This is a genomic window from Caulobacter sp. BE254 (assembly GCF_031457295.1).
GTDB lineage: Bacteria > Pseudomonadota > Alphaproteobacteria > Caulobacterales > Caulobacteraceae > Caulobacter.
The window spans coordinates 460,723-473,558 of sequence record NZ_JAVDWJ010000001.1; the positions used below are offsets into that span (position 1 = coordinate 460,723).

At 69.3% G+C, this 12,836-nt stretch carries 16 protein-coding genes; 10 read left to right on the forward strand and 6 right to left on the reverse strand.

The features are described from left to right. Positions 1-3: 3 nt before the first annotated feature. Entirely contained in the window at positions 4-408 is a 405-nt protein-coding gene (locus J2X41_RS02150) for a hypothetical protein (protein ID WP_310079244.1), read from the reverse strand. A 180-nt stretch (positions 409-588) separates the two neighbouring features. Between J2X41_RS02150 and J2X41_RS02155 the strand changes: the two genes are divergently transcribed. Together J2X41_RS02155 and J2X41_RS02160 are read left to right on the forward strand one after the other, a co-directional pair. Continuing rightward, complete coding sequence (locus J2X41_RS02155) at positions 589-1,053, forward strand: DUF805 domain-containing protein (protein ID WP_310079245.1); 465 nt, start codon at positions 589-591, stop codon at positions 1,051-1,053. A gap of 44 nt (positions 1,054-1,097) precedes the next feature. Next, complete coding sequence (locus tag J2X41_RS02160; protein ID WP_310079246.1) at positions 1,098-1,511, forward strand: DUF805 domain-containing protein; 414 nt, start codon at positions 1,098-1,100, stop codon at positions 1,509-1,511. Between the two features lie 81 nt (positions 1,512-1,592). Here J2X41_RS02160 and J2X41_RS02165 read toward each other — a convergent pair whose 3' ends face one another. After that, on the reverse strand, positions 1,593-2,126 hold the full coding sequence (locus tag J2X41_RS02165) for a porin family protein (protein ID WP_310079248.1): 534 nt from the start codon (positions 2,124-2,126) through the stop codon (positions 1,593-1,595). Between the two features lie 311 nt (positions 2,127-2,437). Here J2X41_RS02165 and J2X41_RS02170 point away from each other — a divergent pair, with 311 nt between their 5' ends. Then, positions 2,438-3,553: a beta-ketoacyl-ACP synthase III gene (locus J2X41_RS02170; RefSeq protein ID WP_310079249.1), complete on the forward strand. Its 1,116-nt coding sequence runs from the start codon at positions 2,438-2,440 to the stop codon at positions 3,551-3,553. A gap of 242 nt (positions 3,554-3,795) precedes the next feature. On the opposite strand, the gene J2X41_RS02175 is transcribed toward J2X41_RS02170, so the two are convergent. The 3 genes from J2X41_RS02175 to J2X41_RS02185 all read right to left on the reverse strand — a co-directional run bounded on the left by J2X41_RS02175 (position 3,796) and on the right by J2X41_RS02185 (position 5,791). Continuing rightward, positions 3,796-4,038, reverse strand: a complete 243-nt coding sequence (locus J2X41_RS02175; protein ID WP_310079250.1) for a FitA-like ribbon-helix-helix domain-containing protein — start codon at positions 4,036-4,038, stop codon at positions 3,796-3,798. Between the two features lie 6 nt (positions 4,039-4,044). Continuing rightward, on the reverse strand, positions 4,045-4,524 hold the full coding sequence (locus J2X41_RS02180) for a nuclear transport factor 2 family protein (protein WP_310079252.1): 480 nt from the start codon (positions 4,522-4,524) through the stop codon (positions 4,045-4,047). Between the two features lie 70 nt (positions 4,525-4,594). Continuing rightward, positions 4,595-5,791 (reverse strand): M48 family metalloprotease, encoded by a 1,197-nt coding sequence (locus J2X41_RS02185; RefSeq protein ID WP_310079253.1) that lies wholly within the window; start codon positions 5,789-5,791, stop codon positions 4,595-4,597. A 166-nt stretch (positions 5,792-5,957) separates the two neighbouring features. Here J2X41_RS02185 and tcyJ point away from each other — a divergent pair, with 166 nt between their 5' ends. From tcyJ to recG, 5 genes are all read left to right on the forward strand, one after another. Then, positions 5,958-6,758, forward strand: a complete 801-nt coding sequence (gene tcyJ, locus J2X41_RS02190; protein WP_310079842.1) for a cystine ABC transporter substrate-binding protein — start codon at positions 5,958-5,960, stop codon at positions 6,756-6,758. Positions 6,759-6,897: 139 nt separating this feature from the next. Then, positions 6,898-7,554, forward strand: coding sequence for a cystine ABC transporter permease (tcyL, locus tag J2X41_RS02195; RefSeq protein WP_310079255.1), 657 nt, complete (start codon positions 6,898-6,900; stop codon positions 7,552-7,554). After that, positions 7,551-8,291, forward strand: coding sequence for an amino acid ABC transporter ATP-binding protein (locus J2X41_RS02200; RefSeq protein WP_310079257.1), 741 nt, complete (start codon positions 7,551-7,553; stop codon positions 8,289-8,291). Before tcyL ends, J2X41_RS02200 begins: the two co-directional genes overlap by 4 nt. Positions 8,292-8,353: 62 nt before the next feature. Further along, entirely contained in the window at positions 8,354-8,656 is a 303-nt protein-coding gene (locus tag J2X41_RS02205) for a hypothetical protein (protein WP_310079258.1), read from the forward strand. Positions 8,657-8,810: 154 nt separating this feature from the next. Beyond that, complete coding sequence (gene recG / locus J2X41_RS02210; RefSeq protein ID WP_310079259.1) at positions 8,811-10,886, forward strand: ATP-dependent DNA helicase RecG; 2,076 nt, start codon at positions 8,811-8,813, stop codon at positions 10,884-10,886. A gap of 22 nt (positions 10,887-10,908) precedes the next feature. Here recG and J2X41_RS02215 read toward each other — a convergent pair whose 3' ends face one another. Then, entirely contained in the window at positions 10,909-12,042 is a 1,134-nt protein-coding gene (locus J2X41_RS02215) for a DUF3089 domain-containing protein (protein ID WP_310079261.1), read from the reverse strand. Between the two features lie 150 nt (positions 12,043-12,192). On the opposite strand from J2X41_RS02215, the gene J2X41_RS02220 reads away from it, so the two are divergent. Continuing rightward, entirely contained in the window at positions 12,193-12,447 is a 255-nt protein-coding gene (locus tag J2X41_RS02220) for a type II toxin-antitoxin system VapB family antitoxin (RefSeq protein WP_310079264.1), read from the forward strand. Further along, a complete protein-coding gene (locus tag J2X41_RS02225) occupies positions 12,444-12,830 on the forward strand; it encodes a type II toxin-antitoxin system VapC family toxin (RefSeq protein WP_310079266.1) in 387 nt (128 codons plus the stop codon). The genes J2X41_RS02220 and J2X41_RS02225 overlap by 4 nt, the downstream gene beginning before the upstream one ends. The last annotated feature ends 6 nt before the right edge of the window (positions 12,831-12,836 follow it).

Genomic DNA, 12,836 nt, shown 5'->3' on the forward strand with positions numbered 1-12,836 from the left:
TCTTCACGCGGCGGCCTCCCGAGCGGCGAACCGAGGCGGCGGCCAGGGCTCGCCGTCGTCCAGCGCGAGGCGGGCGACGCCGTCCGCGGTCCTGAGGATCAGGACGCCCCCGGCGGGCCTGGCGGCCAGCGCCGCCGCCCAGGGCAGGTCGCGGGCCACGTAGCCGTCGCCCTTGCGCCAGGCGACCAGGGCCCGCTCGCCCGACCGCGCCACCAGGCCCGCGCCGTCGGCGGCGATCCACAAGGCCTCGACCAAGTCGTCGGGGAACTCGACCGCCAGCAGGGCTCGCGCGGCCTCGGCGTCGAGCGGCGGGGTCGGCCGCGCGATCCGCGCCCAGGCCGCCAGGGCCACCAGCAGCCCCACGGCCGCGGCCGAGCCCGCCAGCTGAATGATCAGCGCCTTGTCCAAAGCGACGCTTCCTCCCGATCGCTTCAGCGTCGGCGCGGCGTCGACCGGCGTCAAGCCTTCCGCCCGGCCGCCGAGTGATCTTGGCAATTGTTCTTTACGGCGACGGTCTTCCCACCATAGGTTCGCCTTCGGGTTGTCAGAGTCGGCCAATCGCCGACCATCGGGGGGAAGCTTAACCGCATGATGTTCGAGGCCTTGCGCAAATATGCCGAGTTCGAAGGCCGCGCCCGGCGTTCGGAATACTGGCTGTTCACGCTGTTCCAAGTCCTGGTGACCTTCGGCCTGTTCCTCGTCCTGGTCATGGTCGCCGCGGCGACGGGCGGCGACGGCGATCAGGCGGGGGCCGCGGCCGTGATGATCATGGCGCTGCTGGGGCTGTTCTACCTGGCCATGCTCATCCCCAGCCTCGCCGTGAGCGTCCGCCGCCTGCACGACAGCGACAAGTCCGGCTGGTGGCTGCTGCTGAGCTTCGTGCCCTTCGGCGGCTTCGTGGTGTTCATCTTCACCCTGCTGGACGGCACGCCCGGCGACAACCGCTACGGCCCCGATCCCAAGGGCCGCCCCGGCTACGCCCCCCCGACCGTCGTGCACAACCACTATTACCCGCCCGGCGGCGGCCCGCCTTCCGATCCGGCCCAGGCCTGACCGCGAAATTCACGCCCCTCCGGGGGCCTTCACAGGAGCCTGCCATGTCGTTGATGTTCCAGCCGCTCAAGAAATACGCCGATTTCTCCGGCCGCGCTCGGCGTTCGGAATACTGGCTGTTCACCCTGCTGATCGTCATCGCCGAGATCGTGTATTTCGCCGTGCTGGGCGCGGTGGGGGGCTTCAGCCCCAATGGGCCGAGCGGCGCGGCCATGGCGGTGATGGGGATCTTCTCGCTGGCCTTCCTGGGCGTGATCATCCCCAGCCTGGCGGTGAGCTTCCGGCGCCTGCACGACACCGATCGGTCGGCCTGGTGGCTGCTGATCAGCCTCATCCCGGGCATCGGCGGCCTGGTGCTGCTGGTGTTCTGCCTGCTGCCCGGCACGAACGGTCCCAACAAGTTCGGCCCCGACCCCAAGGCCTCGCCCACCGGCGACACCGCCGCGGTGTTCAGCTAACCGCCGAACGCCCCTCGGGAATCAGGAAGCGCGCCCCCGTCCGGAGGCGCGCTTCCTTTCGTCTCAAGTCTGGGCCGCCGACTAGAACTTCCGCGCATAGCCCACCGACACCACGTTGGCGTCGGCCGCGTCGTTGTCGCGGAATTGCTGGCGGGTGTAGTCGACGCGGACGCCGTTCTTGTCGTCGACCTTGTACTGGGCGCCGACGCCGTAGTTGACGCTGTCGGCGTCGAACTTGCTCTCGACCCCGGCCAGGGTCTGCTTGTACTGGGTGTTGCCGTAGCCGACGCGACCGATCAGGTCGATCTTCGGGCTCACCGGCAGGAAGCCCACGCCGTAGACGGCGGCCGAGTGGGTCTGCTCGATGTTGGACCGCACGCCGTTGGTGTCGATGTCGTCATCCTTGACGCCGCCGGACAGCTCGCCCTCGACGCCGAAGTGCGGGGTCAGCTTGGCGCCCAGGCGGCCCTGCACCGCGCCGGTGTCGGCGCCTTCGGCGCGAGATCCGGCGTAGCCGAGGGTCCCATAGACCCCGGTGTCCTGGGCTTGCGACAGGGCGGGGACAGCAGCGACCGAAAGGGCGGCCAGGGCGGCCGCCGTCATGAGAGCTTTCATTGTTGTACTCCTTGGCACTGGCGAGGCGGGGGAGCGCCTCGACCTGCCCTGGATAGCCGCGCCATGGGGCCGCGATTGGACCCTCGCTGGACCGTTTGGGGCCATTGCGTGTCGTTCCCGACATGTCCGTGGCGATTGTGGCGGCGCCAGATCGTTCCGTGTTCGGCTTCGAAAGCGGCGAGGTGTGACATCCCTGCCGCGCGGGGAAAGGTGACGCCCGCGCCGGGCGTGCTATGGATCGATCCACAGAGCCAAGCCGCGCCCGCACCTTTTCAGAGAGGGGGCGCGCCAGCGTCACCGGGACCGCCGCCTTGCCTAAAGCCGTCATCGTCGCCACGGGGTTGTACACCCCTCCGTTCAGCGTTTCGAACACCGAACTGGTCGAAGCCTTCAACACCTATGTCGAGCGCTTCAACGCCGCCAACGCCGAGGCGATCGCCGCCGGCGAGGTCGTGGCCCTGGCCCCCTCCTCGCCCGAATTCATCGAGAAGGCCTCAGGCATCAAGGCCCGCTACGTGATGAACAAGTCCGGGATCGTCGACCCCGAGGTCATGCGCCCGATCCTGCCCGAACGGCCCAACGAGGAGATCTCGATCCTGGCCGAAATGGCCGTCGAGGCCGCCAAGCAGGCGATCGAACGCTGGGGCAAGCCGGTCAGCGAGATCGGCGCGGTGATCTGCGCGGCCTCGAACATGCAGCGGGCCTATCCGGCCATGGCCATCGAGGTGCAGCAGGCCCTGGGCATCGACGGGTTCGCCTTCGACATGAACGTCGCCTGCTCGTCGGCCACCTTCGGCATCAAGACCGCCGCCGACTTCATCGCCACCGGCAGCGCCAAGGCGGTGCTGATGGTCAATCCCGAGGTGTGCTCAGGCCACCTGAACTTCACCGACCGCGACAGCCACTTCATCTTCGGCGACGTGGCCACCGCGGTGATCCTGGAGGCCGAAGACCAGGCCCAGGGCGGCTGGGAGATCCTGGGCACGCGGCTGAAGACCGAGTTCTCCAACAACATCCGCAACAATTTCGGCTTCCTCAACCGCGCCGCTCCGGAAGGGGTCGGGGCCAAGGACAAACTGTTCGTCCAGGAGGGCCGCAAGGTGTTCCGCGAGGTGGTGCCGATGGTCAGCCAGATGATCCTCGAGCACGCCGCCGACCTGGGGGTCGAGCCTGCGGGGCTAAAGCGCCTTTGGCTGCATCAAGCCAACATCAACATGAACGACATGATCGCCCGCAAGGTGCTGGGCCGCGACCCCGAGCCCGGCGAGAACGTCATCATCCTCGACGACTACGCCAACACCAGCTCGGCCGGCTCGATCATCGCCTTCCACAGCGCCAATGACGACTTCGCGCCCGGCGAGACGGGCCTGATCTGCAGCTTCGGGGCGGGCTATTCGGCCGGGACGGTGTTCGTGCGGAAGCGGTAGGCGAGCTTGGAACTTATGCCAAGCGCCCTTGAGTTTGCCCCCTAGCTTCCCTTGAATTCGTTATCCCGGGCCCTGTGCCCGGGACCCCTCTGTCCGCCGCAGGTGCAGGGGTGTGGCGCGCTGGCGCGCCACTTTGCTTCACCGTCAGCTGAACCAGGGGTCCTGGGCACCCGGCCCGGGATGACGAACTGTTAGGGAAGACCAGAACCGTGGGAATCAAAGGCCGCTGGTATTACCCTCAATCACCGATGATCGTCGCGAGCCCGATCTGCTCGCAGTAGGTCGAGGCTCGTCGGCCCGCTATCCGAACCTAGTTGCTCCCGCACCGCGTTGAGACGCTCGACCGCTTCTCGCCATTCAAGTTTGACGCTGTCCGACAGCGCCCGCCGCGCCTCTTCCTCGATCGAAGTTCCATGATCGGTCGCCCGGCGCTTGAGTGCGTCGATCACCCAGTCATCGAGATTGCGGATGAGAATCTGGCCCATGGCAATCTAATCCGTCACCGGCACCACATGGGCCGAGACCGCCCGCCACGCGCCGGCTCGCCGGACATAGACGTCGGCATAGTCGTTGCGGCCGGAGAAGTCGCCCTCGGCGGTCTTGCCGACGATCCGGCTGCGGGCGCGAACGACGGCAACGTCGCCGAACACCAGGATCTTCAGGTCGTCCCAGCCGATGTCGGAGACGGTGCGGGCCGGATTGGTCGCCGTCTTGATCAGGTCGGCCTTCCTGAGAATGCGTCCGCCCGGATAGATCGCCTCGAAATCGTCGGCGAGAATGCGATCGAGCGCCGCGCCGTCGCGGGTCTTGTAGGCCGTCAGCCATTCGCTGTTGAGCTTCTCCAGCGCGGCGACGACCTCCGGCGGGGCCTGGGCCGACGCGGCAGCTGCTGGCGGGGCGGTCTGGGCCGAGGCGGCCAGGGGCGTCACGGCGGTCGACGCCAGCAGGGTGAACAGAGCCAGGATTTTCAACGTCGGATCTCCTTGGACGCGCCCGGAACGACCCGCGTTCCAGGCTGGGAAAGGGTCGCTTCGAGGCCGGTCAGGTTCTGGGCTTGGCGGCGGCCAGATGCGCCGCCTTCCACTCCATGGCCCGGCGGATTCGCCGCCCCACGGCGGGGTGATCGTAGAACAGCACCTCCTCGACCACGCCGGGCGTCGCGGCGCGGTATTCGATGGTCTTGACCAGGGCCTTGGCCAGGCCGTCGGGCTCGCCGACATGCTCGAGGCTGTAGCGGTCGGCGTCGCTCTCGGCGATGCGGATCAGGCTGTTGGTCAGGGGCGCGCCCAGCAGCGACAGCACCGCCAGGATCACGCTCAGCACCGGCAGGCCGGCCGGATCGGCCAGGCCGCGGACCGACTCCGCGCCCAGCAGGGCGGCGACGGGGACGAACAGGCGGTCGACCAGGAAGAAGGCGACGACGGCCAGCAGGCTCATGACGCCGGCGATCCACAGGGCGTGATGGTGGGCGTAGTGGCCCATCTCGTGGCCGACCACGCCGCGCACCTCGGCCAGGTCCGCCCCCTGCTTGAACATGGTGTCGCTCATCGCCACCCGCGCCGAGCCGAATAGGCCCGAGACGTTGGCGGTGTAGGCGTTGGACTGCTTGGAGCCGTTATAGACGAAGATCTTGTCGGCCGGCACGCCGTTGGCCTTGGCCATGGCGGCCACGGTGTCGCGCACCGGGCCGGGCGGGGCCGGCGTATAGTGGTTGAAGATCGGCTCGATATAGATCGGGGCCAGCACCATCATCACGGTGATGAACACCGCCGTCAGTCCGCCGCTCCACAGCCACCAGGTCCGCGGCGCCTTGCGGATCAGGGCGTAGAGGGCGACGAAGAACAGGCCCAGCACCACGGCCGAGATGGCCAGGCTGATAGCGGCCTCGCCCAGCCAGCCGGTGAAGGCCTGGCTGGTCAGGCCGTACTGTTTCTGCCGCCACCAGCCGCTATAGGCCGACCAGGGCAGGCTGAGCACGCCGTCGATCAGGAGATAGACGATCCCGACCACCAGGCTGGCCAGCAGCGGCCGGGCGCGTCGCCGCTCCAGCCGCCGGCGCAGCCCGGGCAGCACGCCGCTGCGCACGATCAGCCACGACACCAGCACCGTGACCAGAAATCCCCACAGCAGCAGCCAATGGCCGCCGTGGGTGTAGGCCGCCGCCTTGGCGTGGGCCGCCGGCGGCAGGGTCGCCAGATAGGCCGCCGTGGCGGCGGCGGGATCGAACGCTTGGGCCATGTCGCTCCCCGGACACACAAGTCGCCGCAGAAGGCCAGAACCGGCCTGTCGCGTCAGGTTAATTCGCCGTCAGGTCGATCAACGGGAGCGAGCGACGGCGCTTGCCCCTGGCGGCGGCGCGCGGGCCGTATAGAAATAGGTCATGACCCGCGCTTTCGAGGCCCGCATGCGATTCCCCGCCCGTCGTGATTTCCTTCTGGGCCTCGGCCTGGGCGTCGCCGGCCTCGGCCTGGCCGGCTGCGGCGGCAAGGCCGGCGACGCGGCCGAGACCGGCCTCAAGCGCGTCGAGGCGACCAAGACCCTGCGCATCGGCCTGGAGGGCACCTATCCGCCGTTCAACTTCCAGGACAAGGACGGCCAGCTGGCCGGCTTCGAGGTCGACTTCGCCAAGGCCCTGGCCGCCCAGATGAAGGTCAAGGCCGAGTTCCATCCCTCGCCGTTCGCCGGCCTCTTGGGAGCGCTGGAGTCCAGGCGCATCGACGTGGTGATCAACCAGATCGCCATCACCCCGGAACGGGCCGCCAAGTACGACTTCTCGCGGCCCTACACCGTCTCGGGCATCCAGATCATCGTCCGCAAGGGCCAGGCGGGGATCGCCACGCCCGCCGACCTGGCGGGCAAGAAGGTCGGAGTCGGCCTGGGCACCAACTACGAGAGCTGGCTGCGGGCCAACGTGCCCGCGGCCGTGGTCCGCACCTATGACGACGATCCCACCAAGTACCAGGATCTGAAGGCGGGCCGCATCGACGCGGTGCTGAACGACCGGCTGGTGGCCGCCGACTTCGTCAAGACCTCGCCCGACTTCGTCGCCTCCGGCCCGGTGTTCGCCAGCCAGGGCATGGGCGTGGCCATGTTGCGGGACCCGGCCCTGAAGGTCACGATCGACGAGGCCATCGACGCCCTGCGCGCCGACGGCCGGCTGGCGGCGATCTCGACCCGGTGGTTCGGGCAGGACGTGACGAAGTGATCTTGAGCCACCCTGTTGTCATCCCGGAAGCGCGTAGCGCTGTCCGGGACCCAGGGGACTGGGCCAAAGCGGTGCAGCCGCCCCTGGATCCCGGACAGCCTCTACGAGGCTTCCGGGATGACAACCGTTGGGGACGGATTTGAACCCCGCCCTCGACCTCGTCGCGCAGTCGGCCCCGCTGCTGCTGAAGGGCGCGGGCTATACCGTGCTGCTCAGCCTGATCGGCATGGGCGTCGGGCTGGCGATCGGGTTCGGCCTGGCGCTGATGCGGCTGTCGCGCAGTCCGTTCCTGCGCTGGCCGGCGGCGGTCTATGTCTCGGCGATCCGCGGCACGCCGCTGCTGGTGCAGCTGTTCCTGATCTATTACGGCCTGCCGCAGCTGGGCGTGCAGCTGCCGCCGCTGCTGGCCGCCGGGATCGGCTTCTCGATCAATATCGGGGCCTATGCCGGCGAGATCCTGCGCAGCGCCATCGCGGCCGTGGACAAGGGCCAGTGGGAGGCCGCCAGCGTGCTGGGTATGAGCCGCGGCCAGGCCCTGCGCCGAGTGATCCTGCCCCAGGCCGCCCGCACCGCCGTCGCGCCGCTGTCCAACAGCTTCATCAGCCTGGTCAAGGACACCTCCCTGGCCGCCACCATCCAGGTGCCCGAGCTGTTCCGCCAGGCCCAGCTGATCACCGCCCGCACCTACGAGATCTTCGCCATGTACCTGGCGGCCGCCGCCCTCTACTGGATCCTGTCCAGTCTGCTGGCCCTGGGCCAGGCCCGGCTGGAACGCCAGGCGGAGCAACGCCGATGAGCGCGATCTCGGCCACCGGCCTGGTCAAGCGCTTTGGCGACACGACCGTGCTGAACGGCGTCGACCTGACCGTGACGCCCGGCGAGGTCGTCGCGGTGATCGGCCCCAGCGGTTCGGGCAAGAGCACCCTGCTGCGCTGCCTGGCCGGGCTGGAGCTGATCGATGGCGGAACCCTGACCGTGGCCGGCGTGACGGCCGGGTCCAGGCCGCCCCTGGCTCGCGCCCTGAAGGGCCGGGTCGGCTTCGTGTTCCAGAGCTTCAACCTCTTCCCGCACCGCACGGCCCTGCAGAACGTCGCCGAAGGGCCGATCGTGGTGCGGGGCGAAAAGCCCGCCGCCGCCCACGCCAAGGCCCGGGCCCTGCTGACCAAGGTGGGCCTGGCCCATCGGGTCGACGCCTATCCCCGCGAGCTGTCCGGCGGCCAGCAACAGCGCTGCGCCATCGCCCGGGCCCTGGCCATGGATCCGCAGGTCATCCTGTTCGACGAACCGACCTCGGCCCTGGACCCGGAACTGGTCGGCGAGGTGCTGACAGTCATCCGCGACCTGGCCGCCGAGAGGCGGACCATGGTCATCGTAACCCACCAGATGGACTTCGCGCGCGATGTGGCCGATCGGACGCTGTTTATGGATGACGGCGTTATAATCGAACAAGGCCCTTCCGCCGAAGTGCTTGGTTCGCCTAAGGAAGAGCGTACGCGGCGATTCCTCAGCAAGGTGAGTGGCCTAAGGTCATAATTTGGCCTCCGGCGCCCCTCACCTCCTCTCCGCCGACGCCGTGTGCTGTGAGGCGAGGTCCAGTGAAACCCTATATCGATCTGCAAGGCGCATCGGGCGCCGTCTACCGTTACAAGCTGGCCGAGGATCGCGATCCTCGGACGACGATCGCTGGCAATTTCGTCTTTGTCGACGCCACCGGAACCGTCGTCTATGCGGGCGAAGCCAACAACCTGCACGGGGCGGGCAACCGCTTCCCTGAGGCGGCGACGAAGCATAAGGCCGAGTATCTCTACACCCGCCTGAACGTCTCGGGCGCCTCGCGCTCGGACGAGCTTCAGGACATCGTGGCCGCGCTGAAACCGGCCATGAACAAGGGCGAATAGCGCCCGCCTTCGGATTTCGGGGAGACGGCGACGTCACGCCCCGGGATCCGTTCGGCCTTTTACGGTCGAGCTTCTCACCAAATCGTCCTGCGGCACGAAAAGAGAACATCGCGGCGTCCACATCCGCCGCCGGCTTCGCTATGGTGGGAGCCGCATGCGCCCCGAGATTCTCTTTCCGCTGTTCACGCCGGTCTCCACGCTGAAAGGCGTGGGGCCGCGCGTCGCGCCGCTGGTCGAGCGCCTGGCCGGACCGATCGTCCGCGACGTGCTGTTCACCCTGCCCCAGGGCCTGATCCGCCGCACGGCCACCACCTCGGACCGCGCCGTCGACGGCCAGGTCCAGACCTTTCTGGTCACCATCGACGCCCACCTGCCGCCGCAGCGCCCCGGCCAGCCCTGGCGGATCCGCGCCTGGGACGAGCACGGCTTCGTCACCCTGACCTGGTTCAAGGGCCATGGCCCGCACCTGGAGCGCCAGCATCCGGTCGGGGCCAAGCGGGCGGCCAGCGGCAAGGTCGAGCGGTTCGGCAGCGAGATCCAGGTCGCCCATCCCGACTATCTGCTCGAGGCCGAGCGGGTCGGCGAGATCCCGCCCATCGAACCGGTCTATCCGGCCACCGCCGGCCTGCCCTCGCGCACCTTCCGCAAGTTCGCCCAGGAGGCCCTGGAGCGCGCCGTCGCCCTGCCAGAGTGGCAGGATGGGGCCTGGCTGGCCAAAAACGGCTTTCCGACCTGGCGCGAGGCCCTGGCCCTGGTCCACGGCCCGCAGGCCGAGATCGACCTGTCGCCAATGTCGGTGGCCCGCCGCCGCCTGGCCTATGACGAGCTATTGGCCCACCAGCTGGCCCTGGCCCAGCGCAAGGCCGGCAAGCGCTCTCACCCCGCGCCGCGCATCGTCGCCGGCCCGCTGTCGGACGCGGTCGAGAAGGCCCTGCCCTTCAGGCTGACCGGCGCCCAGATCCGCGCCCTGTCGGAGGTGCGCGGCGACATGGCCAGCGGCGAGCGGATGGGCCGGCTGCTGCAGGGCGACGTCGGCTCGGGCAAGACCGTGGTGGCCATGCTGGCCATGGCCGACGCGGCGTCCAGCGGCCTGCAGTCGGCCCTGATGGCCCCGACCGAGATCCTGGCCCGCCAACACTACGAAACCCTGGCCCCGCCGCTGGAGGCGCAGGGTTTGGCGGTGATCCTGCTGACCGGCCGCGACAAGGGGTCGGCCCGGGCGTCGAAACTGGCCAAGCTGGCCGACGGCTCGGCCGCCGTCGCCGTGGGCACCCACGCCCTGTTCCAGGACGATGTGGCGTTCAAGGCCCTGGGCCTGACGATCATCGACGAGCAGCACCGGTTCGGCGTCAACGAACGCAAGCGCCTCCAGGAAAAAGGGGAAGGCGCGCACCTGGTGGCCATGTCGGCCACGCCGATCCCCCGCACCCTGGAACTGACGGTGTTCGGCGACCTGGATGTCTCGCGCATCGACGAGAAGCCGCCGGGCCGCACGCCTGTCGCCACCCGCGCCGCGCCGACCCCGCGCATTCCCGAGATCATCGAACGGCTCAAGGCCGCCGCCCAGGCCGGGGCTCAGGCCTTCTGGATCTGCCCGCTGGTCTCGGAGTCCGAAAAGATCGACCTGCGCGACGCCGAGATGCGGGCCGCCTCGCTGCGCCAGGCCATCGGCCCCACCGTCGGCCTGGTCCATGGCCAGATGCCGTCCGCCGAGAAGGACGCCGTCATGCAGGCCTTCGTCGATGGCGAGGTCTCGGTCCTGGTCGCCACCACGGTGGTCGAGGTCGGGGTCAACGTGCCCAACGCCAGCATCATGGTGATCGAGCACGCCGACCGCTTCGGCCTGGCGCAACTTCACCAACTTCGCGGGAGAGTGGGTCGCGGCGCCCGCGAGAGCTCGTGCGTGCTGCTCTACGACCCGCCGCTGTCGGAGACCGCCCAGCAGCGGCTGGACATCCTGCGCCGCAGCGACGACGGTTTCGAGATCGCCGAGAAGGACCTGGAGCTGCGCGGCGGCGGCGATCCCCTGGGCCTCAAGCAGAGCGGCTTCCCGGCCTACAGGCTGGCCGACCCGGTCGCCCACCGCGACCTGATCGCCGTGGCCGCCGACGACGCCCGCCTGATCCTGGCCCGCGACCCCGACCTCACCTCGCCGCGCGGCCAGGCGGTGCGGACCCTGCAGGAACTGTTCGACTGGAAGGCCGCCTCGCCGCTCAACGACGCCGGTTGAGCCGCGCAGGGCAGAGAACCGCCTAGCTGGCGGCCTGCGGAACCGGCCCCCGCCGCTTCAGCGCCGCGACCCGGGCCAGGGCGTCGGCCTCGATGTCGGCCCAGAACAGGTTGAAGCCGTCCACCTTGCGGCGGTCGGTCCACGAGCCGCTGTCGCGCAGCGAGGTCGATTTCGGGCGCCCGGTGTGCAGCAGGCCGTTCTCGCACTGGGCCCAGACCTGGCGCTTGAGCAGGGCCGGCCTTGAGTCCCATTCCAGGCCGGTGGCGTTGGCCGCGCCGAGGTTCAGCTTGGCCGGCGCGCGGATCTCGTTGCGCGCCCCCAGCAGCGGGTTGACGCAAAGCGGCTGACGACCGTCCAGGGTGACCAGCTCGCCGCCGGTGTTCCAGACCAGCGAGCGGTTGGTCAGTTCCTGGGCCTGCTGGAAGTCGCCGTCGACCATCGACGCCCAGGCGACCAGACAGCCGGCCTGGTCGCGACCGGCGCAGGCGGGCACCGGCGCGCCGGGGCCGAACTCGTCGGCCGGCACCACGGTCTCGATCAGGTAGACGCCGGCCAGGCGGCCCCGCAGCGCCGCGTTCGGGGCGATCTCCTCGTTCAGCAGCCGCTCGGCCAGGATGCCGCCCTGCTCCACCCCGACCAGCACGATCGGCCGCCCGCCGTTGTCGTGCGCGAGGTAGTGGCGGAAGGCGTCGCGCACGTCGTCATAGGCGAAGCGCCGGGCGTCGCGGGCGTCGTCGCGCAGCGTCAGGAAGGTGTAGAGGCTGGCCTGGCGGTAGTGCGGCGCGAAGATCCGTCCGACCCGCGCGAACGGGGCGGCGTAGTTGGGCAGCATGACCCGAGCCAGGTCGCGCGCCGCCTTCGGCTGGTCGAACGGCGCGTTCCAGTCGCGACCGCCGTCATAGCTGGTGGGGTGCACGAAAAAGACGTCGGCGCCGCCCCGGCTGGCCACGCCGTGCTGGGGCGCCAGCGCCCAGGCTTCCGGCCGCGCGTAGTTGGGAGCCGGCGGCGGCTCGTAGGTCTGGAACGGGATCTTGGGATCCAGCGTCGTGCGCAGGATGTCGTAGCGCCAATAGAACGCCGCCGACAGAACCAGCGCCAGGAACAGCACCGCCCCCGCGAAGATCCAGCGCTTGAAGCCCTTGAAACGGTCGGCCATGGCCCTTGGTTACACGAACCCGCCGCGTCGCGCGAGACGGCCTGGAGCCTCCTGGAGCGTGGCGGCCGAAGGTGACGCCCTTGACCATGGCGGCGCTCCGAATCACGGCTCGGCTTGGAGGCCGTATTGATCGGGTGTATATACAGGACCATGAGCCTGTACATTCGCAGCGAAGAAGCCGACCGCCTTGCTCGCCAGTTGGCGGAGCGGACGGGACTGACCCTGACCGACGTCGTCACGCGGGCGTTGCGCGCCGAACTCGACCGCACGCCAACCACGCCGGAAGCCCTGGCCGCGCGGCTGGCGCGGATCCGGGCGATCCAGGCCAGGGTCAGGGCCTCGCCCGTGCTGCAGGAAGGCTCCGACGACGCCCTGCTGTACGACCAGGACGGCTTGCCGAAGTGATCGTCGTCGATACCTCGGCGCTGATCGCGATCTTTCAGGGCGAGCCCGACGCCGAAACCTTTCTCGACGCGATCATCACGACGGAAACCGCGCTGATCGCCGCGCCGACGCGCCTGGAGGCCTTCATCGTCGCCAGCCGTCGTCACGGCGCCGTGCGCGCAGCCGAGTTGACGGACCTGATCGCCGCCCTGAACCTAACGACGGTGGCGTTCGACGGGGCCCTGGCCGATGTCGCCCAGATGGCCTACCGAACCTTTGGACAAGGCGCTCACGGCCTGAACTACGGCGACTGCTTCAGCTACGCCCTGGCCAAGTCGCGCGACCTGCCGCTGCTGTTCAAGGGCGAAGACTTCGCCGTCACCGACGTGCGGCGGGCGGCCTGACCGTCA